Here is a 27,000-nt window from a genome sequence, read left to right as displayed (position 1 = left end):
ACTGGGGCCACAACCCCACACGAGGAACCGCCAGGATGCGCATTCCCGCTTCCCTTCCGCACCCCGCATCGGCCCATAGAGCCCGCCGGCTCACTTGGCTGCGCCGCATCGCATGGCTCTGCGCGGCCCTGATACTGCTGATCATCGGCCTGAGCGCCCATATGCGGCTGACCCGGGCGACCCCGCCCTGCGAGCCCTGGCCTCAATGCCAGGGCCAGGCGGCGCGTGCGCCCGACGCGGACCGGGACGCCGGGCCGCAGGCCGCCGCCGCGCCGGCCGCACGCACGGCGCACCGGACGGCGGCCTCGGCGGTCCTGTTGCTGGTGCTGGCCATGCTGATCATCGCCCTGGGGCCGCGTCCCGCGCTGTGGGCCGAAGGCCGCATCGCGCTGGGCCTGCTGGGCCTGGCGCTGTCCCTGGCGGCACTCGGATTCTGGGCGGGCGCGTCCGCGCGGCCGGCGGTGATGCTGGGCAACCTGCTCGGGGGATTTGCGATGTTCGCCCTCGGAACGCGGCTGGCCTCTACGACGATGCGACCGCCCGCGAGGGATGGCCGCCGCGCGCCGTCGGCACCCTGGATCCGGCTGGCGATCCTGCTGGTGCTGGCCCAAGCGGCCCTGGGAGGGTTGGCGAGCGCGGACGCGGGTGGCGCCGCGGTAGCCGTGGCACATCGGGCCGCGGGGCTGGCGCTGGCGGCGCTGCTGCTGACCTTGTCGTGGCGGGCCTGGCGCCGAGGCGCACGCGCCGTCGCCGCGGGGCTGGCGGGTCTGTCGATCGCGCTGGCGGTCTTGGGCCTCGTCCTGGTGACGCTGGATGCACCGCTGGCGCTGGCCTTGATGCACAATCTCTGCGCGGCGCTGCTGCTGGCCCTGCTGGCGAGCGTCCCGGGCGGCTATTTTTCCTCGCCGGGCCGCGGCGCTTGACGCCCCGCGGCCGGTCGCCTGCGGGGAAAGCCCTGGCTGCGGATGCGGTCCCAAACCTCGCGCTTTTCGGCCTCTTCCAGGAAGACCCAATTGGCGACCTCGAAGACCGTGCGTCCACAGCCCCGGCAGACGTCGTCGTACAGGGTGGAACACAGGGCGACGCAAGGGGAATCGGTGGGGCTGAGCGAGCGGGAGTCCGCCTGCGCGGCGGTGCTCGGGTCAGCGGCGGGCGAGTCGGCGTGGCCGGAAACGGTCAGGGCCTCGTGACGCAGGCCGCGCGGCGGATCGGCGCCCTGCGTCGAGGATGGGGCCCGGGGTCCGTCGCGCTCGTCCACGCCCGGCCTCAGGCGGCGGCCTTGAGCACCTGGACCTTGTCGGTGGCTTCCCAGCTGAATTCCGGTTCGCTGCGACCGAAATGGCCGTAGGCGGCAGACTTGGAATAGATGGGACGCAACAGGTCCAGCATATTGATGATGCCCTTGGGCCGCAGGTCGAAATGCTCGCGCACCAGGCGCGCGATCTGCTCGTCGGGAATGACGCCGGTGCCCTCGGTATAGACCGTGATGTTGATGGGTTCGGCCACGCCGATGGCGTAGCTGACCTGCACCTGGCACTGGCGCGCCAGGCCCGCAGCGACGACGTTCTTGGCCACGTAGCGGGCGGCGTAGGCGGCCGAGCGGTCGACCTTGGAGGGATCCTTGCCCGAGAATGCGCCGCCGCCATGGGGGCAGGCGCCGCCATAGGTGTCGACGATGATCTTGCGGCCGGTCAGGCCGCAATCGCCTTGCGGGCCGCCGATGACGAACTTGCCCGTGGGGTTGATCATGTAGCGCGTGCGGTCGGTCAGCAGGCCTTCGGGGAAGACCGGCCGGATGATGTGCTCGATCACTGCGTCGCGGATGTCGGCCTGCGAAATGTCGGGGTGATGCTGGGTGGACACCACGACGGTATCGACCTCGGCGGGCCGGCCTTCGAGATAGCGGAAGGTCACCTGGGACTTGGCGTCGGGACGCAGCCAAGGCAGGCGGCCGTCCTTGCGCAGCTCGCTCTGGCGCTGCATGATCCGGTGCGCGTACCAGATGGGTGCGGGCATCAGGTCGGGGGTCTCGTCGCAGGCGTAGCCGAACATCAGGCCCTGATCGCCGGCGCCCTGATTGAGGATCTCTTCGGGCGTGCGGTCCACGCCCTGGGCGATGTCCGGCGACTGCTTGTCATAGGCGACCAGCACCGCGCAGCCCTTGTAGTCGATGCCGTAGTCCGTGTTGTCGTAGCCGATGCGCCGGATGGTGTCGCGGGCGATCTGGATGTAATCGATGTTGGCCGTAGTCGTGATCTCGCCGGCGAGGACCACCAGCCCGGTGTTGCAGAGTGTTTCCGCGGCCACGCGCGAATTGGGGTCCTGCGCGAGCAGCGCGTCGAGGATGGCGTCGGAAATCTGGTCGGCGACCTTGTCGGGATGGCCTTCGGAGACCGATTCGGAAGTGAAGAGAAAATCGTTGTTTGCCACAGCGATGCGTCCTTAGAATGTGCCGGCGCATGCGCCGGAACGAGGTTGAACGAAACGCGTTGCACCTCATACCAAGGAGTCGGGGCGCGACGCTTTAGCGGTTTTTCGACGACCCCGCAGGGGCCGGTATCGCTCCGCAAGTTGTCGGTTAACTCAGCGATGGATCGGATTTTAAGCGAAAATAGGCCCTCGCCGCAGAATTCTTCTCGTTCGTCAGGGGTATCGGGGTCCGCCCGCCTCGTAAGGAGTCGCTCCGCACATGCTGTCGTTCTTCGCCAGACTGCTGGCCGCGCTGCCTCTGGGGCTGCTGCGGCTCGTCGGCCGCGCGCTGGGCCTGCTCGTCTATGCGTTTCCCGGCCGCTATCGCCGGCGCTTGCAAAGCAACGCCCGGCAAGCAGGCTATGACGATCCCGCGTTCATGCGCCGCGCGGCGGCCGAATCCGGCGCCATGATCCTCGAAATCCCAAAGGTCTGGTGGCGCACCCGCGAATGCCTGGCGATCACCCGCAGCGACGAAGAAGGCATCGTGCGCGCGGCGCTGGCGGAGGGCCGCGGCATCATCTATCTGACTCCACACCTGGGTTGCTTCGAAATCACCGCGCGCCACCTGACGCAATACGGCCCTCTGACGGTGATGTACCGTCCGTCGCGCAGTCCGCTGCTGGACCCGATCGTGGAGTCGGCCCGCGACATGCCCAAGCTGCGGGCCGTACCCGCGAACCGCCACGGCGTGCGCGAGTTCGTGCGTGCGCTCAAGCGCGGCGAGGCGATCGGCATGCTGCCCGACCAGGTGCCGCGCGAGGGCGACGGCGTCTGGCTGCCCGTCTTCGGCCGCCATGCCCTGACCATGACACTGGCCGCGCGTCTGGCGCTACAGGCCGGCGTGGCGGTGATCCTCACCGCCGGCGAGCGCCTGCCCGGCGGGCGCGGGTGGAACATCCATTACCTGCGGCTGCCGGAACCCCTGGCCGACACGCCGGAGGCGGTCGCCGCCTCGATCAACCACGCGATGGAAACCCTGATCCGCCGATTCCCCGAGCAGTACCTGTGGAGCTACAACCGCTACAAGCAACCCGAGGATGCGCCCCCGCTCCCCGAGGGGGCCGCATGAGCCTCGGCAAGAAATCCCTGCTGCGGGTGGTGCTGGGTTACTTCGGCCACTGCTCCACGGCCGCGCGGCTGCGCTGGGGACGGGTCCTGGGCCGGATCACGCCATGGCTGCTGCGCTCGCGCACGCACATCGTGCGCACCAACCTGCGCCTCTGCTTTCCCGACATGGATGCCGCCGCGCGCGAGGCACTGCTGCGGCGCCACTTCCGCCTGCTGGCCCAGTCATTCGTCGACCGGGGCTTGTGCTGGTTCGGCACGCCCGAACGCATCCTGGACACCATCGAACTGCAGGGCGAGGCGCACCTGAGCACATTGCTCGACCAAGGCCGGCCCATCCTGATGTTCGCGCCCCACTTCATCGCACTGGACGCCGCCGCGACCCGCCTGACCCTGTTCCTGAAGGAATCGGCCACGCTGTACACGCAGCAGAGCGACCACGACGTCGACGAGATCGTGCGCCAGGGCCGGGGGCGCTTCCACCAGGTGCATCTGGTCAACCGCCACGACGGCGTGCGCGGGCTGATCCGGCATCTGCGCAAGGGGATCCCGGTCTATTACCTGCCCGATATGGATTTCGGCCGCCAAGGCAGTGCGTTCGTCCCCTTCTTCGGCATCCCGGCGGCCACCTTGCTGTCGGCCGCGCAGATCGCCCAGGCCTGGGATGCCGCGGTGGTGCCGGTCATCAGCCGGCTGGATGCGGCCACGGGGCGCTACCGGGTCGAGGTCGGCGCACCGCTGGAGGCGTTCCCCGGGGACGACGATCCGGCGGCGGCCACCGCGCGCCTGAATCGCCTGATCGAGGAGGAGGTCCGCAAGGATCCTGCCCAATATTATTGGGTCCACCGGCGCTTCAAGACCCGCCCCGAAGGCGAGCCGGGGTTCTACTGAACCACATCCCCGGCGGGTCGGGCGGACGGCCGGGATCGCCCGCAACGCCCGGCACCGGCCGCAACACTGGTTCGCCGGCACGCTTTGCAGGATAATTCCGGGATGATCTGGAACTTCACCAAGATGCAAGGCACGGGCAACGATTTCATCATGCTCGATGGCGTGCGCCAGCCCATCCACATGACGCCCGAGCGCGCCCGGGCGCTGGCCGACCGCCACTTCGGCATCGGCGCCGACCAGATCCTGCTCGTCGAAGAACCCCTGCACCCCGAGGCCGACTTTCGCTACCGGATCTTCAACGCCGATGGCGGCGAGGTCGAGCACTGCGGCAACGGCGCACGCTGTTTCGCGCGCTTCGTCCACGAACAGGGCCTCTCGCACCGCAACCCCTTGCGCGCCGAAATCAGCACTGGGCTGATCGTGCTCGAAGAAACCGGGGACGGCGAGGTGACGGTCGACATGGGGCAGACCCGCTTCGAGCCCGCCGACCTGCATTTCGATGCCCGCGGCCTCGAGACCCGGGCCTGCGCGGACGACACGCTCTATCGCCTCGATCCGCCCGGCCACGAAGGTCTGATGTGGTCGCTGGTGGCGATCTCGAACCCGCACGCCGTGCTCCAGGTCGAGGACGTGGACCACTACCCGGTGGGCGCCATCGGGCCGGCCATCGAATCGCACCCGCGCTTTGCGCAGCACGTGAATGTCGGCTTCATGCAGATCGTCGGGCGGCGCCACATCCGCCTGCGCGTCCACGAGCGCGGCGCGGGTGAAACCCTGGCCTGCGGCACGGGCGCCTGCGCGGCGGCGGTGGCGGGCCTGCGCCGCGGGCTGCTTGCAAACCCCGTGCGGGTCGACACGCGCGGCGGCACGCTACATATCGATTGGGAAGGCGGCCGCTTGCGCATGCGCGGGCCAGCCATCACTGTCTTCAACGGCCAGGTCGACATCGACGCCCTGACCGCAACCACCAGGGGATCCACCAGGACATGACTCAAGACGCGCTGACCGCCCAGGCTATCGCCGAATATCTCAGCACCCGCCCAGATTTCTTTGAACAGCACGCCGAACTGTTCGCCAACCTGAACGTGCCGCACCCGCATCAGGCGCGCGCCATCTCGCTGGGCGAGCGCCAGATCCTCACCCTGCGCGGCCGCGCCAAGGAACAGGAACGCCGCCTCGCGCAATTGCTGTACAACGCGGGCGGCAACGAGCACATCAACCGCTCGATCACGCAATGGTGCGCCCGCATGCTGGCCGAGCCCGACGCCACCCTGCTCCCGGCGCACATCATCCGCAGCCTGGGCGATCTGTTCGATCTGCCCGCTCTCGCCCTGCGCGTCTGGGATCTGCCCGCCTTGGCCGAGAGCGAATTCGCCCAAGACGTCACCCCGGGGATCCGCGACTATGCGGACACGCTCGAGCACCCGTACTGCGGACCGCTCGCCGGACAGGACGCCGCCGCCTGGCTGGGTTCGCCGCCCGCCTCGCTGGCGATCATGGCGCTGCGCCCGCTTGCGGGCCAGGCGCCGATCGGCCTGCTGGTGCTGGGATCCGGCGATCCCGTACGCTTTACCGATGACATGGGCACCGCGTTTCTCGACATCATCGCCTTGCTGGCGGGCGCAGCGCTCGGGCGGCTGGCGGCCCCTGCGCCCGACGCGGCCTGAGACACCAGACCATGGCCGACGACGACGCGCGCGCGATTGAGGCCTGGCTGGCCGAGCTGGGCGAACAGCGGCGCTATGCCACGCACACCATCGCCGGCTACCGCCGCGACGTGGCGGCGCTGCAACGCTGCCACCCGGGCCTGGCGCTCGACGCATTCACGGAATCGCACATCCGCCAGGCGCTCGCGCGCCTGCATGCCCAGGGTCTCAAGCCCCGCAGCCTGGCGCGCGCGCTGGCGGCATGGCGCGGCTACTTCGAGTGGCGCGCGCCCGCCGCCGGACTCGAGCGCAACCCGGCCCACGGTGTGCGCGCGCCCAAGATTCCACGCTCACTGCCCAAGGCCCTGTCAGTGGACCATGCCCAGGCGCTGCTCGACCGCAGCGGCTTGCCGCCCGCCGAATCCCCGATCGAGCGGCGCGATCTGGCGATGTTCGAGGTCTTGTATTCCAGCGGCCTGCGGCTGGCCGAGCTGGTGGGCCTGGACCACGTCCCGGTCCGCGAGGACGGCTACGCGTCGCACAGCTGGATCCAGCTCGACGAAAGCGAGGCGGTGGTGCGCGGCAAAGGGGGCAAGACGCGCATCGTTCCCCTCGGCGGGCGGGCCATCGAGGCGTTGCGCGCCTGGCTGTCAGTGCGCGCGGAACTGCTGCCCGCCCAGCCCGACGCGACCACCCGCGCCGCGTTGTTCCTGGGTGCGCGCGGCGCGCGCATCAGCCCCCGGGTGGTGCAACTGCAACTCGACCGGCTCGCGCGGCGCGTCGGCCTGCCGCTGCACGTACATCCGCACAGCCTGCGTCATAGCTTTGCCAGCCACCTGTTGCAATCCGCGCAAGACCTGCGCGCAGTCCAGGAACTGCTGGGCCACGCGAACATCTCGACCACGCAAATCTACACCCGGCTGGACTTCCAGCATCTGGCCGCCAGCTACGACCAGGCGCACCCCAGGGCGCATCGCAAGCCCGGCGACTAGCGCCGCGCCCCATCGGCGCGTGACCTCATGCCCGCGCCTCCGACACGCGCCGGATGATGCTGCCTTCGCGCTGGCGGCCCGGCTCGGGAATCGCAACGCCCAGGCCCGGCGCCGTGCCCGCGCAGGCGAACCCGTCATCGATGCACGCCGTGCCCGGCAGGTACAGACCCCGCAGATGGTCGTGGAAACCATGGAATTCGGCGCTGACGACGTTCGGGCGCGCGGCTGCGAAATGCAGTGTGGCCGCCTGGGCGATGGACGTCGAAAAGCACTGGGGCGTCGAGGGGATCGCGCGATCCGCCGCCCAGCCGTCCAGGCGCAGGCCGCCCGTGAAACCGCCGCACAGCGTCAGGCAGAACTGCAGGAGGGAGGCGGCGCCCGCGTCCAGCAGCCGCAGGAACTCGTCGTGCCTGTACTCGGCCTCGGATACGATGACCGGAAGGCCGCTGCCGTTGAGACGGCGCAGTCCCTCGACATCCTCGGGCGGCAAGGGCGATTGCATGGCCGATACGTCAAACGGCCGCAGCGCCCGCCAAAAGTCGAGTGCACCCTGCACAGAGAGCTGATTGACCGCATCGACCCAAAGCCCGGCCTGCGCGCCAAGGCCCTCGCGCACGGCCGCGACACGCAACAAGTCCAACTCGCGGGGAATACCGGCGATCTTCATTTTCATCGCCCCGAACCCCTGTTCCCGATATCCACGGGCCTCATCGCGCAAGCCGTCCAGCCCATAGTCGTCCCTGTAGAGCCCGCCACTCGCGTACACCGGTGCCTGCGCGTGGCAGCCGCCCAAGGCGCGCCACAGCGGCTCGCCCCGCCCACGGGCGAAGGCGTCCCACAGGGCCATGTCCGCGGCGCTCCAGGCGGCCGCGCCGGCCCAGTCCGCCTGCGCGCGCCCATCCAGGACGCCCTGCTCCCAGACCTCCGATGGATGATCGAGGACGCGACCCGCCAGATGCGCGGCGACCGCGTCCAAGGCCTTCAACACCGTGGCGGCATCGGTATAGCGGGACCAGGCCTCGCCGATGCCCCGAACGCCGTCCTCGAGCTCGAGGACCAGCAGCGGCGCATGCCGGCGCGTCCACCGAAACGCGGGATTCCAGGCGTGGCCGTCAAGCCGGCGCTCGAAAAGCCATACCGAGGCGCGTCTGATCTTCACGGTTCGATCAACGCCCCGCCGCCAGGGCGCTCATCGCGACCCGCGCCGCGGCCAGGTCCCACGCGGCGGTCCCGACGCTCTTGAAGACCGCCGGGCGGGCCGGGTCGCGCGGCTGGCGCAAGGCCGTCGCAAGCGAGCGCACATGATTCCAATCGACCCCCGCGCGCAGCAGGTCGCCGGCCTCATGCCGCGCCCCGGCCGGATCGTCGGCATAGACATCACTGCCAAGCAAGGTCGTACCGCCCAGCTCGGCCATCTCGGGCTTGAAGGCGCCCACGCCAATCACCAGCCGGCCGGCGCGGGCCGGCTCATCGTAGACCGGCATGGTGCTGGTGGTCAGGGTGATGACGACATCGACCGCCTCCGGAGTCTCGCGCCCGCAGGGCGACACCAGATCCGATCCGGTAGCCGTGCAGAAGGCCTCGCTGGCGGTCGCATCCTGCCCGCGCACCCGGATGCGGCAGTGCGGATAGACCGCCCGCAAGGCCTTCAGGTGGTGGCGCGCCTGTATCCCGGTGCCGATCAGAAGCACGTCCTCCGGTGCCCGGCCCCGCAGCACGCGGATCGCCAGCAGCGAGACGGCGGCCGTTCTGCGGCCGGTCACCTCGGGACCGTCGAGCAGGCACAAGGGTCGGCCGGTGATCGAATCGCACACGGTAACGATCCCGTGGATGGTGGGCAGGCCCAGCCTGGCGTTCGCCGGCTGCACGTTCACCAGCTTGTGAATGCCGATGTCGTGCGCGGCGGCCGGCATGCTCAACATGACGCCGCCATCGCCAAGCGGCACCACCAGGCGTTCCGGGCTGACGATGCGCCCGGCGTCATAGTCGAGCGCCACGCGGGCGAGTTCGTCGACCAGGCCGTGGAAATCGAGCAGCGAGGCGGTGCGCGCCGGATCGCAGACCGTGGGCGCGGCGAGGACGGCATCCGCGGCGAAGGGAGAGGAAATCAGCATGGACGTCTCGCAGAGAATGGCACCGCTCAGTGGCGCCGTATGTCGGAAAGAAAAGCCTGCGCCCGGGGGTGTGCCGGGCAATCGAAGAACTGCTCCGGCGGCGCCTTTTCCAGGAGCGTCCCCCGATCCATGAACCAGACCACGTCCGACACATCGCGCGCGAACTTCATTTCATGGGTGACGCAGACCATGGTCATGCCCTCGGCGGCGAGCGCCCGCATGACCGACAGGACCTCGCCCACCATCTCTGGATCCAGCGCGCTGGTCGGCTCGTCGAACAACATCACCGGCGGATTCATGGCCAGGGCGCGAGCGATCGCCACGCGCTGCTGCTGGCCGCCGGACAACTGATTTGGGTAGGCGCCGGCTTTCTGCTCCAGTCCAACCTTGGCCAGGAGATCCAGGGCCAGGCGATGCGCCCGCTCGCGAGGCATGTGGTTCACCCAGACGGGGCCACAGCTCACGTTCTCGAGCACCGACAGATGCGGAAACAGATTGAACTGCTGGAATACGAAGCCGATGCGGCTGCGGATGCGATTGATATCGACCCCGCGCCCCTGCACATCCTCGCCGTTGACGCGGATTGATCCCGCGCTGATCCCCTCGAGTCCGTTCATCGCGCGGATCAAGGTCGATTTGCCCGAGCCAGAGGGCCCGCAGAGCACCACGACCTGGCCCGCTTTCACCTCGGCGCTCACATCGACCAGCGCATGGTACTCGCCATACCACTTCTCGACGCCTTCGAGGACGATCATGGCGGCGGAACCGGAGGGGGCCCGGGAAGCGGAGGGGTCGGTCATGTTCATCGTGCGGAAGCATTCAGCAAGGGATCGGCGGGGGCGACGGCCGGAGTCCTGGCGTTCCGGCGCGCGAGCCGGGCCTCCAGCATCCGGACGGCCTGGGTCAAGGCGAAGCAGATGACGAAATAGATCAGAGACAGGGCGAAGAACACGCTGAACGGCTGCGTGAGCACACTGTTGTTGACCTGGTTGGCGGCATACGTGACCTCCTGCACCCCGATCACGTAGCCCAGCGAGGTGTCCTTGATCGTCGTCACGAACTGGCCGACCATGCTGGGCAGCATGTTCGTCAGCGCCTGAGGCAGAATGATCTTGCGCATGCGCAGCCAATACCCCATGCCGAGGGCGGAGGCGGCCTCGGCCTGCCCGCGCGGAAGGGCCTCGATGCCGGCGCGGACAATCTCGGCCAGGTAGACCGACTCGAAGACCACGAGCGTCACCGCCATCGTCGTAAAGCCGGCCACCGGCCGCCCCAGGACCATCGGGACGATGAAATAGGCGCCAAAGATCAGCATGACTAGCGGGATGCTGCGCACCAGGTAGCGCGCAGCCGTCGCGGGGACTCGGATCCATCCGTGGGGACTGAGCTGCGCCAACGCCAGCAGGACGCTCAGCGGAAACGCCACGCCCACGCCAATCACCGAGAGCAGCAGGGTCGCGGCCACCCCGCCCAGCGGGCCATGCGGATAGGCGCCGACAAGAAACAGCAGCCAGTAGTCGGCCAGAATATCGATCACGGCTCAGCGCCCCTTGATCCGGAAGCGATGGCCAAGCCAGCCGCCCATGGCGAGCAGAGCGAGCGCCACCACGACATAGAGCACCGTGCTGATGCCATAGGACTCGAAGATCCTGAAGCTCTTGCTCGCGACGTCCTTCGTCACGTAGGTCAGTTCCATCACGCCGAGCACCATGGCCAGGCTCGTCGTCTTGACCAGCATCACCGCTCCGCTCACCAGCGGCGGAACCGCCACGCGCAGCGCCTGGGGCAGGACCACCCGCCGCATGGCGCCGAAATAGCTCAGACCGATCGCCCGGGCGGCTTCCAGTTGTCCGCCGGGTATGCTGCGCAAGCCGCTGCGGATATCCTCGGAGATATAGGCGCCATAGTAGAGGCCAATGGCCAGCGTCGAGAAATAGAACTCCCCGTTGTGGGCATTGGCCCAATCCTGCACCGCTTGCGGCAGGATGCTGCTCACGCCGAAGTACCACAGGAAAATATGGACCAGCGGCGGCACGTTGCGCTGGTATTCCACGAACACGATGACGAGGAGCGCCAGGACCTTGACCCGCGCCATGCGCAGCAAGGACAACAGCAAGCCGATGGCGAACGCCAGCACCCAGCTCGCGGCGGCCAGGGCCAGGGTCATGGCGAGCCCTTTCAGAAAGAGCGGGCCGTACTCGTTCAGGAGCGTCATGGCGTGCGGCGGGCGGTCAGCGATCCGGCCTCAACCCTTGATGGGCTCGATCTTGAAAGAGCGCTTCATGTCGTACATGGTCCCCGCGCCCAGCCATTTGTCGAAAATCTTCTGGGCTTCGCCCGAGGACTCCATATCGGCCAGCGCATCGTTGACGGCACCCAGCAGACCGCTTTCGCCCTTGCGGATGCCCAGGCCCCAGACCTCACGGCCGACGGGCGGCTCCAGCACCTCGTACTGCGCCGCCTTGGGCCCAAGCTTGCTCACCAGCCGCCGCGCGACGATCTCCGACACGCTGAAGGCGTCCACCTTGCCCTGGGCCAATGCGGTGAAGGCGGTCGGCGTATCCTCGTAGCCGACGAGCTCGGCGCCCGGAACGGAGGCCTTGACGAATCCTTCGGTGATCCCACCCTTGGTGAAACTCACCCGCTTGCCGGCCAGATCGCCAGTGGACTTGAAACCCTGGTCGACCTTCACGGTCAATTTATGCTGGCTGATGTAGTAGCCGCTCGAATAGTCCACCTGTTCAGCACGCTGGGCCGAATAGCCCAAGCCCGCAGCCAGCACGTCCATGCGGCCTTGCTGTAGTTCCGGAATGCGCGCCTCGATCGCGACCGGCTTGACCTCCGCCTTCACCCCGAGCCGCTGGGCGATGGCATGGCAGAAATCGACGTCGTAGCCGACCAGCTCGCGCTTGGCCAGATCCGAATATCCGAATGGCTCGAACGCTCCGAGGACGCCGCAGACCAGGGTGCCGCGCGCCTTGACATCGGCCAGTTGATCGGCCTGGGCACCGATGGGCCCCAGACACACCACCGCGCCCATGAACAGGATTCCATAGTGCTTGCTCATCGATTTGCTCCGTGACGCCAAAGCGTCTATTGGTTATAAAAAGAACCACGTTGTGCGGCCGCCAGGCGTGCCTCAGCGCTTTTACCCCCAGATTGCGGTTTTATAATTGACCTGTCTGGCCGGGGTTTACGTATTATCGGTTAAAATTTAAACCAGAAAAACCAGGGGTAAACCCGTGTTTTTGCGTTATTTGGTTGTCAGATTGACCAAATTTGACCTGACCAGGTGAAAGCGGTTGCGCACAAGGCAGCCCGCATGGTTAGACTAGGCACATCGCAAGCGCCCAGGGGGACGCGGTCATGAAACAAGACCAAGACACCAGGTCATCCGGATTCCGGCCCAAGCAAATCTACGAACAGGTCGCGGACCAGATTCGCGCCGGCATCGCCGACGGGACCTATCGGCCGGGCTCGCGACTCCCCGCCGAGAGGAGCCTCGCCCAGCGCCTGAAGGTCAGCCGGCCCGCCGTGCGCGAGGCGATCGGTGCCCTGCAGAACGAGGGCATGGTGGTGACGCGCCAAGGCTCGGGCACCTACGTCACCGAACAGGACGAGCCGCCACCGGCCGCCTCGGCCGCCGAGCCGGCCGAGGCGGACTTCAGCCCCAATGGGGCGCTGGAGGTCCGGCTGCTCATCGAGCCCGCGATCGCGCGCCTGGCCGCGCGGCGGCGCAAACGCAACCTGCTCGCCGAGACCTACCTGAGCAAGATGGCCGCCGTCAAAGACATCACGGACCCGCAACAGCAGGCCTTGTGGAGCGAGTGCGACCGCCTGTTCCACCGCCAGTTGGCGGTCATGGCCGAGGATGCGCTGATCCTCAAGATCGCCGAGGAAATCGCCCGGACCATGCAGCAGCCGCTCTGGAACCGATTGCGCGACGATGGCATCTACGATCCCGAGCGTATCCAGCTATACGTCGCCGAACACCGCCTGATCTACGAGGCGATCGTGTCGGGCGACGAGGGCTCCGCCGCCTTCTATGTCGAAGGCCACCTCAAGCGGGTCCAGAAGGACATCGCCACGCGCGAGTAAGGCGCGGGACCCTCAGCCCCGCAACCCCTCGAGGATGTGCTGCGCATTCCAGCGAAACATCCCCAGGTACGTCCCGGCCGGGGTGCCGGGAGCATCCAGCGTATCGGAATACAGAGTGCCGCCGATCCGTGCGCCGGTCTCCTGGACGATGCGCTGCATCAAGGTCGGATTCACCGCCTTCTCGAGGAACACGGCGTGAATGCCACGGGCGCGAATGCGGTCGACAAGCCGGGCGATGGTCCCCGCGGCCGGCTCGGCCTCGCTCGACAGGCCCAACACCGAAATCAGTTCGATGCCATAGGCCCGGCCCAGATAGCCGAAGGCATCGTGCGAGGACATCATGACGCGGTGCGCCGGCGGGATGGCCGCCAGGCTGGCCCGCCAGGCGCGGTCCTCTTCCCGCAGGCGGGCGGCATAGGCCTGCGCGCGCAGGCGGTACTCGTCCGCATGCGCCGGGTCCGCGGCAGCCAGGCCGCGCGCGATGTTGCGCACATAGATTACGCCATTGGACAAGTCCTGCCAGGCGTGCGGGTCGATGTCGCCCACATGATCGACGCCCTCGTGCCCTCCATGGCCTGCGCCGCCGCGACCCCCGGCACCATGGCCCCCGTGCTCGCCCGCCTCCCGCGCCTGTTCTTCCCCGTTCAGGATGCGCGGGCGCACGCCCTCCGAGGCCACGACGTCCAGACCCTTGAAGCCCGAGGCCTCGAGCAGGCGCGGCAGCCAGCCCTCGAATCCCAGTCCGTTGCGCACCAGCAGCCGCGCCTGTCCCAGCGCGCGCGCGTCGCGCGGCGCGGGCTCAAAGGCATGGGCGTCCCCGTTGGGGCCGACGATGGTCTGCAGGGCGATGCGATCCCCGCCCACCTCGCGGACCATGTCCGCGAGAATCGAGAACGTGGCGACCACCCGGATCGGCTCGGGCGCGCCCTGCGCATGGGCGCCCGGCAGGCCGGCGCCGAACGCCAGCAGCGCGGCAACCAGCCAGGCACGCAGGGCTCTCCCTCGTTCGCCGGATGCACGCGGCGGACTGGCAGGCCGAATCGACGGGCACTGCCCGGAAACCGCCTCTGGGCGAACAGCGAGATACGGCATGATGTCAGGACTCCATGGATTCGAGCAGGCGGGCACGGCGCAGGCGCGACTGCCGCATGAGTTGCAGCACCCCGCCATGCGGGCCGCAGATCACCGAGGCGAAATACACCGCGCCAGCGGCCAGGATGATGGCCGGAGAGGCGGGCGCGTCGTAGTAATAGGACACCAGCAGGCCGGCATAGGACGACAGCGCGCCCAAGACAGCGGCAAGCATCATTTGCCCGCCCACCGGCCGAGCCCAGAAACGCGCCGCCGTGGCGGGCAGCATCATGATCCCCACCACCATCAGCGTGCCCAGCACCTGGAAGCCCGCCACCAGATTCAACACCAGCAAGAGCAGAAAGGCCATGTGGGCCCAGGCCCCCGCACCGCCCTCGGCCCGCAGGAACAGCGGATCCAGACACTCCACGACCAGCACCCGAAAGAGCCCGGCCAGCGCCAGCAGGGTCAGGCTGCTGACCGCCGTCACCAGCAGGAGCGCGGCGTCGTTCAAGCCCAGCACGGTGCCGAACAGCACATGGATCAAATCCATGTTGGTGCCGCGCAGCGAGACCAGCAGGACGCCCAGGCCGAGGGAGACCAGGTAAAAAGCGGCGAAGCTCGCGTCCTCGCGCAAAGGCGTGAGCCGCGATACCAGGCCGGCCAGCAAGGCGACCACCACGCCGGTGACCAGCCCGCCCAGCGTCATCGCCGACAGGGACAGCCCGGCGGTCAGGAAGCCGACGGCGACCCCCGGCAAAATGGCATGCGCCATCGCATCGCCCACCAGGCTCAGGCGGCGCAACACCAGAAACACACCCAGCGGCCCCGCCGCGAAAGACAGTGCCCAGGCGCCCGCGAGGGCGCGGCGCATGAATCCGTAATCGATGAACGGCTGCGTCAGCAGCTCCAGCCAATGACTCATTGCAGCCCCCCTGCGCACAAGTGCCGCGCCAAGTGCAGATTGGCCGGATTGAGGACCTGCTCGGTCGCGCCCCACTCCACCACCTGCCCGGCCAGCAACAGGGCTTGCGGGAAATAAGCGCGCACGATGTCCAGATCGTGCAATACGGCGATCACGGTGCGCCCCTCGGCGTGCCAGGCATGCAGCAGGTCCAGCAAGTCCTCGGTGGTCGCCCGGTCCACTGCGGAAAACGGCTCGTCGAGCAGGATCACCCGGGCGTCGCGCAGCATCAACCGCGCAAACAGGGCCCGCTGGAGCTGGCCGCCCGACAGAGTGTCCACGGGCCTGCGGCTGAAACCCGCAAGGCCCACCACCCGCAAGGCCTCTTCGACCGCGTCCAGGCCGGGCCCGTCCACGCCGCGCCAGGCGCCCATGCGATGCCAGGCGCCCAGCGCCACCAGGTCGAAAGTGCTGATGGGAAAGCTGAGGTCGAGTTCGGCCGACTGCGGCAGGCAGGCCAGGCGCCGCGCGACACCCGCCTCGAGGTGGATCTGTCCGCGCAGCGGATTCAGGCGGCCGGCGATCCCCTTGATCAGCGTCGATTTGCCTGCCCCGTTGGGGCCCACGACAGCAGTGAGCGAGCCCTGCTCAAAGGCGCCGCTGGCGTCGCGCACCGCGACGCGGTCACGCCAGCCCAGCCACACCCGCTGGAGCTCGATTGCCGGCTGGCCTACCACCATTGCATCGCCCATCCGGTCAGCATCCACAGAAAGACGACGGCGAGCGAGGCGCGCAGCATGCGCCGGCCCGCGGAGAGCAACAGGGCCGAGCCGCGATAACGGCGCGGCCTGGTGAATAGGGACAATCTGGGCATGATGGGGTGCGTGAGACGCCGAGTCGGCACGGGGAACTTGTTATGTTATAACATAACTATCATGATATCGAATACACCCCATGATCCTCCCCGCGGCCGCGGGCACACGCACCAAGGCGATCAGGCGATCGGACAGCGCCTGCGCATCGCCGAGGACCTGTGCCGGCGCCGAGGCACACGCCTGACGCCGATCCGTCGGCTGATTCTGGAAACCCTGCTGCGCCGCCCGACCAGCCTCAAAGCCTACGATTTGCTGGAGGCGATCCGCGACGCGCAACCCGGCGCGGCGCCTCCGACGGTTTATCGCGCGCTGGACTTCCTCACCGAGCAGGGCCTGATCCACCGCCTTGACGCGATCAACGCCTGGACCGCCTGCAGCGACGCGGGAGGCGAACCCCACGACCTGCTGGTCGTATGCACGCGCTGCGGCGCCGTGGCAGAGTTGAGCGACCCCGGCCTGAGCGCCCAACTGGCCGCCTGCGTGGCCCGCAGCGGATACGCGCTGGCCGGCCACGAAACCGAGCTGCGCGCCCTGTGCGCGGATTGTCAGGCCGCCGAACGGGCGTAAGGCCGCAACAGCGCCCGACACCGCCCGCCGTCAGCGCACGGGGATTCCCGTTTGCCCTAAACCCCGGGCTGTGATGTAATCGCATGTTGATTTGATTGCGCGAGGCCTTACCAGCGGCTATTTGGCGTACCCTGGCAAAGCTTTGGATGAGTGTCTTGCGCGGTCTGCGAGGCACCTATGAAAGCTGCGACTGAATTGGACAACATGATCCCTGTGACCGTGCTCACGGGATTTCTTGGCGCGGGCAAGACCACGCTGCTGCGCCGCATCCTGACCGAATACCACGGCCAGCGGATCGCGGTCATCGAGAACGAATTCGGTCCCGAAAACATCGACAACGACTTGCTCGTGCAAGACAGCGACGAGCAGATCGTCGAACTGAGCAACGGCTGTGTCTGCTGTACCGTCCGTGGCGACCTGATCCGCACCCTCAACGACCTGGCGGCCCGGCGCAAGGCCGGCGGCCTGGCCTTCGACCGGGTCATCATCGAAACCACCGGCATGGCCAACCCCGGCCCCGTGTGCCAGACGTTTTTCATGGACGACGACGTGGCCGACGCCTATCGGCTCGATGCGGTCATCACCGTCGTGGACGCCAAGCACGGCATGGCCTCTCTCGACCGCCAAGAGGAAGCCCAGCGCCAGGTCGGCTTTGCCGACCGCCTCCTGATCTCGAAAAAGGATCTGGTCAACGACGCCGACTACCAGGCGCTGCGCGCGCGGCTGGTGCGCATCAATCCCCGGGCCCCGATCACACCGGTGCATTTCGGCGAAACCGATCTCGAGGCCCTGCTCGAAGTCAGCGGCTTCAACCTCGATACGATCCTCGACATCGATCCCGAGTTTCTCGAAACCGCCGAACACGACCACCACGATCACGATCACGGCCATCATGGCCACGATCACGACGAGGACGACCACGCCTGCGGGCCGGAATGCAGCCACGATCACCACCACGCGCGCCACGACGACGAGATCGGCGCCTTTGTGTTCCGCTCGAACAAGGCCTTCGACCCCGAACGCCTGGAGGAATTCCTGGGCGGCATCGTGCAGGTCTACGGCCCCGATCTGCTGCGCTACAAGGGCATCCTCTACCTCAAGGGGATCAACCGCCGCATGCTGTTTCAGGGTGTGCACATGATGATGGGCGCCGAGCCCGGCAAGCCCTGGCTTGCCAGTGAAAAACCGAATACCCGCATGGTCTTCATCGGCCGTAAACTTCCCCAGGACATCTTCACCCAGGGGCTCGAACAATGCCTGGCTTGATCCTGCAATGCATGCCACACTGGCAAGGTGGCAGCGGGTGAACGCCTCCCGGCAAGATAATCAGAGTAGAGGAAACACCATGGCTAGCAAATCCAGCACGAAATCCCAAGTCCGCCTGCTGACGGAAAAGGAACTGTTGGCGATGCCGGAAAAGGACTACATGAACGATGCACAGCTCGCGTTCTTCCGCGATCGCCTGCACCGCCTCGAACACGAAATCCTCACGAATGCCGGCGCCACCACGGAAAACCTGCGCGAAACGCAATATGTGCCCGACCCCGCCGACCGTGCCACCATCGAGGAGGAACACGCCCTCGAACTGCGCACGCGCGACCGCGAACGAAAGCTCCTGAAAAAGGTCCAGCAGTCCATTGCGCGCATCGATGCCGGCGAATACGGCTGGTGCGAGGAAACCGGCGAACCGATCGGCGTCGCGCGCCTGCTGGCCCGGCCCACGGCGACGCTCTCGCTCGAGGCGCAGGAACGCCGCGAGATGCGCCAGAAGCTCTACGGCGACTGAGGGCGCACCCCCCACGCCCCCCCGCGCCCGGCCCGGTCCCCGGAGGGCGGGGTGCCTTGAATCCGGCTGTCGTGCCCCCATATGAACGGTTCACAGCAAGGATTCCCATGGAACAATTTCACGCCACCACCATCGTCTGCGTTCGGCGCGGCCAAGAGGTCGCCTTGGGCGGGGATGGGCAGGTCACGCTCGGCAACATCGTCATCAAGGGCACGGCGCGCAAGATCCGCCGCCTCTACCACGACCAGGTCCTGGCGGGTTTCGCCGGAGCCACGGCCGATGCCTTCACTCTGCAGGAGCGCTTCGAGGCCAAGCTCGAAAAACATCAAGGCAATCTGATGCGCGCCGCGGTCGAACTGACACGCGACTGGCGCACCGATCGCATCCTGCGCCGCCTCGAGGCCATGCTGATCGTGGCCGACCGCGAGCACACCCTGATCTTGTCGGGCAACGGCGACGTCCTCGAGCCCGAGCACGGCCTGGCGGCCATCGGCTCTGGCGGCGCCTATGCACAATCCGCCGCGCGCGCCCTGCTCGAGAACACCGCGCTCACGCCCGCCGAGGTTGTCAAGAAATCCCTCGAGATCGCGGGCGATCTATGCATCTACACCAACCAGAACCACATCATCGAAACACTTTAAGGCTCGACCAGATCACATCATGTCCGCCACCACCATGACCCCAAAAGAAATCGTCTCGGAACTGGACAAGCACATCGTGGGCCAGGAGCGCGCCAAGCGCTCGGTCGCCGTGGCGCTGCGCAACCGCTGGCGCCGCCAGCAGGTGCCCGAGCCGCTGCGCCACGAGATCGTGCCCAAGAACATCCTGATGATCGGCCCCACCGGCGTGGGCAAGACCGAAATCGCCCGCCGCCTCGCGCGCCTGGCCCATGCGCCGTTCATCAAGATCGAGGCCACCAAGTTCACCGAGGTCGGCTATGTCGGCCGCGACGTCGACACCATCGTGCGCGACCTGATCGAGGTCGCCGTCAAGCAGACCCGCGAGGCCGAGATGCGGCGCGTGCGCACACAGGCCGAGGACGCCGCCGAGGATCGCATCCTCGATGCCCTGCTGCCACCGCCACGCAACGCCCGCGGCGAACCCGAGCGCGACGAGAACAATACCCGCCAGATCTTCCGCAAGCGTCTGCGCGAGGGCCGCCTCGACGAGACCGAGATCGAGGTCGAGATCGCACAGGCCGTGCCCCAGATGGAAATCATGGCCCCGCCGGGCATGGAAGAAATGACCGAGCAGTTGCGCGGCATGTTCGCCGGCCTCTCGCAGGGCAAGACCAAGACCCGCAAGCTCACGGTCAAGGAGGCCTTCCGCCTGATCACCGAGGAAGAGGCTGGCCGCCGCATCAACGAAGAGGAACTGCGCGGCCAGGCGGTCACCCTGGCCGAACAGCACGGCATCGTGTTCCTCGACGAGATCGACAAGATCGCCGCACGCCAGGAGCAGGGCGGGGCGGACGTCTCGCGCCAGGGCGTGCAACGCGATCTGCTGCCGCTGGTCGAGGGCACGACGGTCAACACCAAATACGGCATGGTGCGCACCGACCACATCCTGTTCATCGCCTCGGGCGCCTTTCACCTGTCCCGCCCCTCGGATCTGATCCCCGAACTGCAGGGCCGCTTTCCCATCCGGGTGGAGCTCGACTCGCTCTCGGCCGAGGATTTCGTGCGCATCCTGGACGCGACCGATGCCTCTCTGACCAAGCAGTACCATGCCCTGCTGGCCACCGAGGACATCGAACTGGACTTCACCGAAGCCGGCATCCGGCGCCTGGCCGAAATCGCCTTCGAGGTCAACGAGCGCACCGAGAACATCGGCGCACGCCGCCTGTACACGGTGATGGAGAAACTGCTCGAGGACCTGTCCTTCGAGGCGGCCAACCCCGGCGCCCAAAAAGTCGTGATCGATGCGGCCTACGTCAACGACAAGCTCGAGGCCACAGCCGGCAGCCAGGACCTGGCGCGCTACGTGCTCTAACCCGCCGCCCCGGCGCGGCGGTCACTTGGACAGCTTGGTGATCACGTATTTGCCATCGCGGCGCATGGCGGTGAACTTGACCGTGTCGCCCACCTGAACCCCCGCGAGCAGCGCGGGATCGACCCGGTAGACCAGCGTCATCGCCGGCAGGTCCAGATCGCCGATGGCGCCGTGCTTGATGGCGATCTTGCCCTCGGCGGCATCGACGCGCCGCACCTCGCCGCTGGCCTGGGCCTCCTGGGCGTGAACGGGCGCGGCGTACGCGGCAATAGCGGCCAGGGCCACGGCGCCCGCTCGTGCGAACATCATTCCAGGCATACACTAGACTCCTTTCTTCGGGCCGCGGGCTCATCAACAGGCCCCGGCACACCAAGCATAACGCCAAAAGGAAACACCTTGCCCGATCCCGGCAACGCCTGGCCGCGCCGCGCCGGCCAAGGCTGAACCCTTACCCAAGCAGGATCCCGCCATGCCAACTCGCGTTTCCATCGTCGCCACCCGCACCGGGGACGACGGCACCACAGGACTGGGCGACAAGACCCGTGTCCCCAAGGATGCCCCGCGCATTGCGGCGCTGGGCGACGTGGACGAATTGAACAGCGTGATCGGCCTCTGGCGCACAGAAGCCCTGCCGATCGACGTGGACGCCCTACTGAGCCGCATCCAGCACGACCTGTTCGACCTGGGTGGCGAGCTCTGCATCCCGGACTGGACGGTCTTGAAACAAACCCATGTGCTGCGCCTGGACGAGGCCCTGGCGCACTACAACGCCGAGCTTGGCCCGCTGAAGGAATTCATCCTGCCCGGCGGCACGCGGGCCGCCGCGCTGGCGCACCAGGCCCGCACCGTCGCCCGCCGCGCGGAACGCGCGGTCGTCACGCTGGCGCGCGTGGAAACCGTCCATCCGCCGGTGCGCCAGTACCTGAACCGACTGTCCGATCTGTGCTTTGTCCTGGCGCGCTTCCTGAACCGCGCCGCCGGCGTGACCGATGTGCTGTGGGAGCGGCGCCCGGACGACGGGGCGCAGTAGGCGCGGCATCAGAGGCCACCGCGGCCGCCTCAGCGCGAATCGTCTGAATGGACCTGCAACGCCTCCAGGAAACGCGAAACCATGTTGTAGGCGGCGATGGTGGCCGTTAATTCGACCAGTTCCCGGTCCTGAAAATACCGCCGCACCGCCTCGAATACGCCATCGGGCACCTGCACGGACCGCGTCATCGCATCCGCGTAGGCCAGCACGGCCCGTTCGCGCGCATCGAACCGGTCCGCCGGGATCTCGGCCCCGGCCAAGGCATCCAGCTGATCCCGGCGCAGCCCCTCGCGCAGGGCGATGGGCGCGTGCTGGTCGGCCTCGTAGGGCGCGCGGTTCAGGTGCGCAATGCGCATGATGACCAGTTCGCGGATCGCACCGTCCAGGGCGCAGCGCTGGCGGATGGCGGTCAGATAGTTCAGCCAGCCTTCGGCCGCCGCGGGGCTGTGCAGCAGCATCTGGTACAAGTGCAGCACGCTGCCGCGTTCGGCGATGATGCGCTGAGCGAGCACGGCCGCCTCGCTCTGGTTCAGGTCGGCATAGCCGATTCGGGCCATGAGAGTCTCCATGAAGGCTCCCGGCGCGCGGGCCGGGGGCGGGGGATGAAAAGAGCGGCTGCCCCGGGCTCAAGCGGGCAGCACGTCGTGCACGGTGCGCGCGAGGCGCTGGACGATCTCGTCGATGTCGGCGGCCGTGCTGATGAAGGGCGGCGCGAGCAGCACGTGGTCGCCCTGCACGCCGTCGATGGTTCCGCCCATCGGGTAGATCAGCAGCCCATGCTCCATGGCTTGACGCTTGAGCAGGGCATGGGTCCTACGCGCCGGGTCGAGCGCCGATTTCTCGGCTTTGTCCCGCACGAACTCAATTCCGGTGAATAGCCCACGGCCCCGCACGTCCCCCACGTTGGGGTGTGCGCCCAGAGCCGTGCGCAGCCGGGCGCGGAGCTGCTCGCCCCGGGCCCGCACATTGGCCAGCAGGTCATCGCGCTCGATCACGCGCTGCACGGCGAGGGCACCCGCGCAGGCCGCGGCATGCCCCATATACGTATGGCCGTGCTGGAAAAACCCGCTGCCCCCGACGATGACGTCATAGATCCGGCGGCTCGCCAACATGGCGCCGATGGGCTGGTAGCCCGCGCCCAGCCCCTTGGCGACGACCAGGATGTCCGGCGCCACCCCGTCCTCGGCACAGGCGAACAAATGACCGCTGCGACCCATGCCCGCCATCACCTCGTCGAGGATGAGCAGCACCCCGTGTCGATCGCAGACTTCGCGGATGCGCTGCAGATACGTGCGCACCGGCGGCAGGACGCCCGCCGTCGCTCCTACCACGGTCTCGGCCACGAAGGCCGCGACCTGGGGCGCACCGATCTCGAGGATCTTGTCCTCGAGCTCCTGTGCCAGCCGCGCGGCATACTGCTCCTCGGATTCGTCGGGGCGCTGGTCGCGGTAGGCGTAGCAGGGCGAGACATGGTGGGCCGGAACCAGCAGAGGCAGGAAGGGCCTGCGCCGCCAGGCGTTGCCGCCGATGGCCAGCGCCCCCAGCGTATTGCCGTGATAGCTCTGGCGACGCGCGATGAACTGGCTGCGGGAGTCCTCGCCGCGCTCGACGAAATACTGGCGCGCCAGCTTCAGGGCGGCCTCCACGGCCTCCGATCCGCCGGATACGAAATACACGTGGTCGAGATCGCCCGGCGCGCGCTCGACCAGAAAATCCGCCAACTCCTCGCAAGCCCGCGTGGTGAAAAACGAGGAGTGGGCGTACGCCAGCTCGTCGAGCTGCGCCTTGATGGCCGCAGTCACATCGGGGTGACCGTGGCCCAGGCAGGACACGGCCGCCCCGCCCGAGGCGTCGAGGTACTGCCTGCCGTCCTCGTCGAACAGGGAAACCCCCTGTCCGCGCACGGCACGTTTCAGCGTATGCTGAGGATTGCGATGAAAAACATGGGTCATGGCGGGCGTCCCGGGCGCCCCCGACAATCGTCGCAGTGCGCCTTCGATTCAACAAGTGTTTCTTGTATGATAATGCTTGGAACACACAAATCAATCCCTTCCGGGGTCTTTTCCCACCTGATTGTCATGCAAGCACCACAGTCCTTGGACGCCCTGGTCCAGCACATCCAATCCCGCTACAAGGACATGAGCCCGCAATTCCAGATTGGCGCGCGCTACCTGATCGACCACCCGACCCAAGTGTCGATCCTGTCGATGCGCAAGATCGCCACGCTGGCCGGCGTTCAGCCGGCGACCCTCGTGCGGCTTGCGCAACATCTCGGCTACGACGGCTGGGAGCCCCTGAAATCGGTTTTCAACCGGCAGCTGCGCATGCTGCCCGGGGGCTATGCCGACCGCGCGCAAGCCCTGGTCGCCGACAGCCAGGAGGCCGAATCCGCCGACTGGGTGCGTAGCACCCAGGCCCAATCCGCCAACCTGCTGGCCCTGGGCGCGGCCAATGCCCAGGCGATGCCCGACGCGATCGAGCGGCTGCACCGGGCGCGGCGGCTGCACATCGCCGGATTCCGTTCCTCGCACCCGGCCGCTTTCAGCCTGAAGTACCTCTGCAGCCTGTTCCGGCCCGACGTCTATTTGCTGGACAATGCCGCCGGCACGCTGGACCAGGACCTGCGCCACCTCGGCTCCGAGGACACCCTCGTCATCATCAGCTTTGCGCCGTATTCCCGCGAGGTGCGTCAGATCACCGAGGCCGCGCGGCGCCAGGGCTGCCCCATCATCGCGCTATGCGACAGCCGACTCGCACCTGTGGCGATCGAGGCCGCATGCGTGCTGACCTTCACCACGCACAGCGGCTCGTTCTTTCCATCCACCGTGGCGGCGCAAGGACTGGTCGAGGTGCTGGCCCAACAGTTGCTCGTGCGCGCCGGCGCACGCGCCGTGCAGGGGCTGGCGCGCGCCGAGGCCCAGCTGCACGAGAGCGGCGCCTACCTCTAACGGACGCGGCCGGCGGCGCAGAGACGCTTTTCTTTCCACAACGGGAGGACCACCATGCTCGCGTGGCTACAGAGCGCAGGATCCCACCACGACATCGGCCTGGCGTTGGGGCGCTGGGGCGCCGAAGCCTGCCGCACACATCTGCTCGGCTCGCCTGCATGGGCCGAGATTCAGCAATGGCGCGGCAGCCCTCAGGCAGCCGCCATGCGGGCGAATGTCGATTTGTTCTTTCCCTGGATCAGGGACGAACTCGAGGGCCTCGCCGAGGGGCTGGGGCTATCATTCGACGAGGTTTTTCTGTGGAACTGCCGCGGCGATCTCTGGGCCCTCGCACCCGATGGCTGCACCACGGTGCTGGCCCCCGGGCGGCTCGCGCACAACGAGGACGGGCACCCCGGCTTTGCCGGCCGCTGCGGCCTGGCCGAGCTGCGTCCCTCGGGGGCCCCGGCCTTCGTCTCGTTCGTCTATCCGGGATCCATACCGGGCCATGCGTTTGCCGTCAGCGACACGGGTCTGGCCATGACCGTCAACAACATCCGCGCACGCCGCTCGACGACGGGCGTGCCGCGCATGGTGCTCACGCGCGCGATCCTGGCCGTGCGCGACCCGGACCAAGCCGTGGCGCTGCTGCGCGCCTATCCGCGCGCGGGCGCCTTTCACCTGGGCATCGGCATGGCGGGTGCCGGCGCCACGCACAGCGTCGAGTTCTCGGCGGCGGACGTCTCGTCCGAACAGGTGGGCCAGAGGCGGCTCCACGCCAACCACGCCATCCACGCCGCGCAGGCAACCCTGCCTCAGATCATCACCGCCTCGTCGCGCCATCGGCAGGAGCGAGGCGAATGGTTGCTCGCCCGGGGCGCCGGGGCCCTGGACATCCTGGCCGACCAAGGCGATGCGGCCGAGCCGATCTACCGGGACTCGGTCGAGGATACCGACGACGAGAACACCATGGCCACCATCGACATCGACCTGAGCGGCCCGCTCGCATCATGGACGGTGTACGGCCCGCCGGGGCGGGCCCAATACCGCGGCGAGGGAATCCGCCGCGTGTGATCAGCGGACCCGGCTGACCATGTACTCGACGGCGGCGCGCAGGGCGTCGTCGTCCGCCTTGGTGCCGCCGCGCGCGGGCATCCCGCCCTTGCCGTTGATCGCCACGCTCATCATCTCGTCCATGCCGCGGGCGATGATGGGATCCCAGGCCTTTTTGTTGCCGAGCTTGGGGGCATTGGCCGCCCCGGTGCTGTGGCACGCGACACAAGAGGATTTGTAGAGCTTCTCGCCCGATGGGTTGAGCTTGCCGCTGTCGGCGGCCATCGAGGCAAACGGCAGGATGGCCAGCGCGAGGGCGGCGATACCGAGGGTCTTGAACATACGAGTCTCCGTTAGGGGGGCATGGCGGTGCCATGCCCGATTTATGAGTGACGTCTTACTTGGCCGGGATCGGGGCGGGCGCGGCGACCTGCTTCATCAGATCGTCGTTCCACTTGCCGTCCACCTTGACGTGCCCGGCGGCGCCCAGTTCGAAAGCCTCGATCAAGTTGTGGTTGACGTAGGCGTAGATCCCCGGCTGCTTGAAGGTATAGAACGCCGCACCCGCCGAACCACCCCGAATGAACCAGGTTTCGAGATCCTTTTCGGGCGCGTTGGCGAACTTGCCGGTCTCCCAGACCCAGTCGCCGTGGCCGCCGATCAGGTGCGGACGCGTGTCGCGGTTGGCCGACGCGTGGATGAACAGCACGCTCTCGCCGACATTGGCCGTCATCGCGCCGTCGCCGGTCAGGGAACCGACCTTGCCGTTGAACACCACGTGCGTCGGGACCAGGCCACGCATCACCTCGACGGTGTCGCCATAGCTGTCCAGAGCGGTGTCGTAGGTCTTGTACTCGCCGTTCTCGTCCTTGGGGATGTACAGGTCGAACTCGCTGATCGTGTAGACCTTGTCATAGCGCAGCGGATTGCCCTGGGCGTCCTTGAGGCCGTCGCGCGGCAGCACCATGAGCGTACCGCTCATGCCGGAGACCACGTGCCAGGGGACCATGCCCTCGGGCGCGCAATGGTAGATGAAGGTGCCCGGCCGATCCGCCTTGAAGCGCAGCACGACCTGCTCGCCCGGCTTGATGACGGTCAGGCCGCCGCCGCCCAGGGCGCCCGTGGCCGCGTGGAAGTCGATGTTGTGCTCGAGCGCGTTGGTGGCTGGGTTGACCAGCGTCAGCTCGACGTAGTCGCCCTCGTGGACGACCATGGTCGGGCCGGGCATGGAGCCGTTGAAGGTCATCGCCTGCAGGGTCGTCCCGTTTTCCTCATCGATGACGACCTTTTTTTCCTCGATCACCATCCGGAACTGGATGACCTTTGGGGCCGCCTTGGTGGCCTGCTCGTGCGCATGCACGAGGGGCGGGGCCACGAGCTCGACCTTGACATGCTCGAGCTTGTCCACCGGGTCGGCAAGGGCGCTGCCGCCCGCAAGGACTGAGGCGAGGGCCGTAGCGGCGACGCACAGACGAAAAACCTTCATATTGAGCTCCCTGACGTGTTGTGTCTTGTTC

The 27,000-nt window shown here is 67.6% G+C and carries 32 protein-coding genes; 15 read left to right on the top strand and 17 right to left on the bottom strand.

Translation table 11 applies throughout. The features are described from left to right. Window positions 1-35: 35 nt before the first annotated feature. Window positions 36-923, top strand: a complete 888-nt coding sequence (locus tag ABS761_RS04450; protein WP_350406884.1) for a COX15/CtaA family protein — start codon at window positions 36-38, stop codon at window positions 921-923. On the opposite strand, the gene ABS761_RS04445 is transcribed toward ABS761_RS04450, so the two are convergent. Both ABS761_RS04445 and metK read right to left on the bottom strand, forming a co-directional pair. Next, the gene (locus ABS761_RS04445; protein ID WP_350407057.1) at window positions 893-1,180 is read right to left on the bottom strand and encodes a DUF1289 domain-containing protein; all 288 of its coding nucleotides are present in this window, start codon (window positions 1,178-1,180) and stop codon (window positions 893-895) included. The two genes, ABS761_RS04450 and ABS761_RS04445, sit on opposite strands and share 31 nt — an antisense overlap. 86 nt (window positions 1,181-1,266) lie before the next feature. Beyond that, the gene (metK, locus tag ABS761_RS04440) at window positions 1,267-2,430 is read right to left on the bottom strand and encodes a methionine adenosyltransferase (RefSeq protein WP_350406883.1); all 1,164 of its coding nucleotides are present in this window, start codon (window positions 2,428-2,430) and stop codon (window positions 1,267-1,269) included. Window positions 2,431-2,689: 259 nt separating this feature from the next. On the opposite strand from metK, the gene ABS761_RS04435 reads away from it, so the two are divergent. From ABS761_RS04435 to ABS761_RS04415, 5 genes are all read left to right on the top strand, one after another. Further along, window positions 2,690-3,541, top strand: a complete 852-nt coding sequence (locus ABS761_RS04435; protein ID WP_350406882.1) for a lysophospholipid acyltransferase family protein — start codon at window positions 2,690-2,692, stop codon at window positions 3,539-3,541. After that, window positions 3,538-4,428: a lysophospholipid acyltransferase family protein gene (locus ABS761_RS04430; protein WP_350406881.1), complete on the top strand. Its 891-nt coding sequence runs from the start codon at window positions 3,538-3,540 to the stop codon at window positions 4,426-4,428. The genes ABS761_RS04435 and ABS761_RS04430 overlap by 4 nt, the downstream gene beginning before the upstream one ends. Before the next feature lie 84 nt (window positions 4,429-4,512). Then, complete coding sequence (gene dapF, locus ABS761_RS04425; protein WP_350406880.1) at window positions 4,513-5,418, top strand: diaminopimelate epimerase; 906 nt, start codon at window positions 4,513-4,515, stop codon at window positions 5,416-5,418. Further along, window positions 5,415-6,095, top strand: a complete 681-nt coding sequence (locus ABS761_RS04420; protein ID WP_350406879.1) for a DUF484 family protein — start codon at window positions 5,415-5,417, stop codon at window positions 6,093-6,095. The genes dapF and ABS761_RS04420 overlap by 4 nt, the downstream gene beginning before the upstream one ends. Window positions 6,096-6,106: 11 nt before the next feature. Next, complete coding sequence (locus ABS761_RS04415; protein WP_350406878.1) at window positions 6,107-7,066, top strand: tyrosine recombinase XerC; 960 nt, start codon at window positions 6,107-6,109, stop codon at window positions 7,064-7,066. 25 nt (window positions 7,067-7,091) lie between these two features. On the opposite strand, the gene ABS761_RS04410 is transcribed toward ABS761_RS04415, so the two are convergent. The 6 genes from ABS761_RS04410 to ABS761_RS04385 are packed head-to-tail and all read right to left on the bottom strand — an operon-like array spanning window position 7,092 to window position 12,247. Beyond that, a complete protein-coding gene (locus ABS761_RS04410; RefSeq protein WP_350406877.1) occupies window positions 7,092-8,225 on the bottom strand; it encodes a mandelate racemase/muconate lactonizing enzyme family protein in 1,134 nt (377 codons plus the stop codon). 7 nt (window positions 8,226-8,232) lie between these two features. Then, window positions 8,233-9,180: a bifunctional Delta(1)-pyrroline-2-carboxylate/Delta(1)-piperideine-2-carboxylate reductase gene (gene lhpI / locus ABS761_RS04405; protein ID WP_350406876.1), complete on the bottom strand. Its 948-nt coding sequence runs from the start codon at window positions 9,178-9,180 to the stop codon at window positions 8,233-8,235. A gap of 26 nt (window positions 9,181-9,206) precedes the next feature. Next, complete coding sequence (locus ABS761_RS04400; RefSeq protein WP_350407056.1) at window positions 9,207-9,935, bottom strand: amino acid ABC transporter ATP-binding protein; 729 nt, start codon at window positions 9,933-9,935, stop codon at window positions 9,207-9,209. 47 nt (window positions 9,936-9,982) lie between these two features. Continuing rightward, entirely contained in the window at window positions 9,983-10,717 is a 735-nt protein-coding gene (locus tag ABS761_RS04395; RefSeq protein ID WP_350406875.1) for an amino acid ABC transporter permease, read from the bottom strand. Between the two features lie 3 nt (window positions 10,718-10,720). Then, on the bottom strand, window positions 10,721-11,395 hold the full coding sequence (locus ABS761_RS04390) for an amino acid ABC transporter permease (RefSeq protein WP_350406874.1): 675 nt from the start codon (window positions 11,393-11,395) through the stop codon (window positions 10,721-10,723). Window positions 11,396-11,425: 30 nt separating this feature from the next. Continuing rightward, window positions 11,426-12,247 carry an ABC transporter substrate-binding protein gene (locus ABS761_RS04385; RefSeq protein ID WP_350406873.1) on the bottom strand — a complete coding sequence of 274 codons (822 nt, stop codon included), beginning with the start codon at window positions 12,245-12,247 and terminating at the stop codon, window positions 11,426-11,428. A gap of 299 nt (window positions 12,248-12,546) precedes the next feature. Between ABS761_RS04385 and ABS761_RS04380 the strand changes: the two genes are divergently transcribed. Continuing rightward, a complete protein-coding gene (locus ABS761_RS04380; RefSeq protein ID WP_350406872.1) occupies window positions 12,547-13,278 on the top strand; it encodes a FadR/GntR family transcriptional regulator in 732 nt (243 codons plus the stop codon). Between the two features lie 12 nt (window positions 13,279-13,290). Here ABS761_RS04380 and ABS761_RS04375 read toward each other — a convergent pair whose 3' ends face one another. The 4 genes from ABS761_RS04375 to ABS761_RS04360 are packed head-to-tail and all read right to left on the bottom strand — an operon-like array spanning window position 13,291 to window position 16,127. Next, window positions 13,291-14,370, bottom strand: coding sequence for a metal ABC transporter solute-binding protein, Zn/Mn family (locus ABS761_RS04375; protein WP_350406871.1), 1,080 nt, complete (start codon window positions 14,368-14,370; stop codon window positions 13,291-13,293). Between the two features lie 4 nt (window positions 14,371-14,374). After that, entirely contained in the window at window positions 14,375-15,274 is a 900-nt protein-coding gene (locus tag ABS761_RS04370) for a metal ABC transporter permease (RefSeq protein WP_350406870.1), read from the bottom strand. Continuing rightward, window positions 15,271-15,993, bottom strand: a complete 723-nt coding sequence (locus tag ABS761_RS04365; protein ID WP_350406869.1) for a metal ABC transporter ATP-binding protein — start codon at window positions 15,991-15,993, stop codon at window positions 15,271-15,273. Before ABS761_RS04365 ends, ABS761_RS04370 begins: the two co-directional genes overlap by 4 nt. After that, the gene (locus ABS761_RS04360) at window positions 15,984-16,127 is read right to left on the bottom strand and encodes a hypothetical protein (protein WP_350406868.1); all 144 of its coding nucleotides are present in this window, start codon (window positions 16,125-16,127) and stop codon (window positions 15,984-15,986) included. Before ABS761_RS04360 ends, ABS761_RS04365 begins: the two co-directional genes overlap by 10 nt. A 61-nt stretch (window positions 16,128-16,188) precedes the next feature. On the opposite strand from ABS761_RS04360, the gene ABS761_RS04355 reads away from it, so the two are divergent. The 5 genes from ABS761_RS04355 to hslU all read left to right on the top strand — a co-directional run bounded on the left by ABS761_RS04355 (window position 16,189) and on the right by hslU (window position 20,473). Then, complete coding sequence (locus ABS761_RS04355) at window positions 16,189-16,695, top strand: Fur family transcriptional regulator (protein WP_350406866.1); 507 nt, start codon at window positions 16,189-16,191, stop codon at window positions 16,693-16,695. A gap of 177 nt (window positions 16,696-16,872) precedes the next feature. Next, the gene (locus ABS761_RS04350) at window positions 16,873-17,961 is read left to right on the top strand and encodes a CobW family GTP-binding protein (protein ID WP_350406864.1); all 1,089 of its coding nucleotides are present in this window, start codon (window positions 16,873-16,875) and stop codon (window positions 17,959-17,961) included. Between the two features lie 79 nt (window positions 17,962-18,040). Beyond that, on the top strand, window positions 18,041-18,481 hold the full coding sequence (gene dksA, locus ABS761_RS04345) for an RNA polymerase-binding protein DksA (protein WP_350406863.1): 441 nt from the start codon (window positions 18,041-18,043) through the stop codon (window positions 18,479-18,481). Between the two features lie 107 nt (window positions 18,482-18,588). After that, the gene (gene hslV, locus ABS761_RS04340; RefSeq protein WP_350406862.1) at window positions 18,589-19,122 is read left to right on the top strand and encodes an ATP-dependent protease subunit HslV; all 534 of its coding nucleotides are present in this window, start codon (window positions 18,589-18,591) and stop codon (window positions 19,120-19,122) included. Window positions 19,123-19,141: 19 nt separating this feature from the next. Then, entirely contained in the window at window positions 19,142-20,473 is a 1,332-nt protein-coding gene (hslU, locus tag ABS761_RS04335) for an ATP-dependent protease ATPase subunit HslU (RefSeq protein WP_350406861.1), read from the top strand. Between the two features lie 21 nt (window positions 20,474-20,494). Here the strand turns inward: hslU and ABS761_RS04330 are convergent, their stop codons facing one another. Continuing rightward, the gene (locus ABS761_RS04330) at window positions 20,495-20,791 is read right to left on the bottom strand and encodes a copper-binding protein (RefSeq protein WP_502881377.1); all 297 of its coding nucleotides are present in this window, start codon (window positions 20,789-20,791) and stop codon (window positions 20,495-20,497) included. Between the two features lie 151 nt (window positions 20,792-20,942). On the opposite strand from ABS761_RS04330, the gene ABS761_RS04325 reads away from it, so the two are divergent. After that, window positions 20,943-21,503 (top strand): cob(I)yrinic acid a,c-diamide adenosyltransferase, encoded by a 561-nt coding sequence (locus ABS761_RS04325; protein ID WP_350406859.1) that lies wholly within the window; start codon window positions 20,943-20,945, stop codon window positions 21,501-21,503. Between the two features lie 29 nt (window positions 21,504-21,532). On the opposite strand, the gene ABS761_RS04320 is transcribed toward ABS761_RS04325, so the two are convergent. Together ABS761_RS04320 and ABS761_RS04315 are read right to left on the bottom strand one after the other, a co-directional pair. Next, entirely contained in the window at window positions 21,533-22,060 is a 528-nt protein-coding gene (locus ABS761_RS04320) for a carboxymuconolactone decarboxylase family protein (protein ID WP_350406857.1), read from the bottom strand. Window positions 22,061-22,129: 69 nt separating this feature from the next. Continuing rightward, a complete protein-coding gene (locus tag ABS761_RS04315) occupies window positions 22,130-23,455 on the bottom strand; it encodes an aspartate aminotransferase family protein (protein ID WP_350406856.1) in 1,326 nt (441 codons plus the stop codon). A 126-nt stretch (window positions 23,456-23,581) separates the two neighbouring features. On the opposite strand from ABS761_RS04315, the gene ABS761_RS04310 reads away from it, so the two are divergent. Beyond that, window positions 23,582-24,451 (top strand): MurR/RpiR family transcriptional regulator, encoded by an 870-nt coding sequence (locus ABS761_RS04310; RefSeq protein WP_350406855.1) that lies wholly within the window; start codon window positions 23,582-23,584, stop codon window positions 24,449-24,451. A 54-nt stretch (window positions 24,452-24,505) separates the two neighbouring features. Beyond that, complete coding sequence (locus ABS761_RS04305) at window positions 24,506-25,504, top strand: C45 family autoproteolytic acyltransferase/hydrolase (RefSeq protein ID WP_350406854.1); 999 nt, start codon at window positions 24,506-24,508, stop codon at window positions 25,502-25,504. Here ABS761_RS04305 and ABS761_RS04300 read toward each other — a convergent pair whose 3' ends face one another. After that, a complete protein-coding gene (locus tag ABS761_RS04300) occupies window positions 25,505-25,825 on the bottom strand; it encodes a c-type cytochrome (protein ID WP_350406853.1) in 321 nt (106 codons plus the stop codon). Window positions 25,826-25,880: 55 nt separating this feature from the next. Next, a complete protein-coding gene (nirK, locus tag ABS761_RS04295) occupies window positions 25,881-26,969 on the bottom strand; it encodes a copper-containing nitrite reductase (RefSeq protein ID WP_350406852.1) in 1,089 nt (362 codons plus the stop codon). Window positions 26,970-27,000 lie beyond the last annotated feature (31 nt).

Origin of the sequence: Castellaniella sp. GW247-6E4 (assembly GCF_040276065.1) — a bacterium.
Taxonomy (GTDB): domain Bacteria; phylum Pseudomonadota; class Gammaproteobacteria; order Burkholderiales; family Burkholderiaceae_B; genus Castellaniella.
Note: the sequence above shows the minus strand (reverse complement) of the source record. Positions and strands in the feature narration are given on the sequence as shown.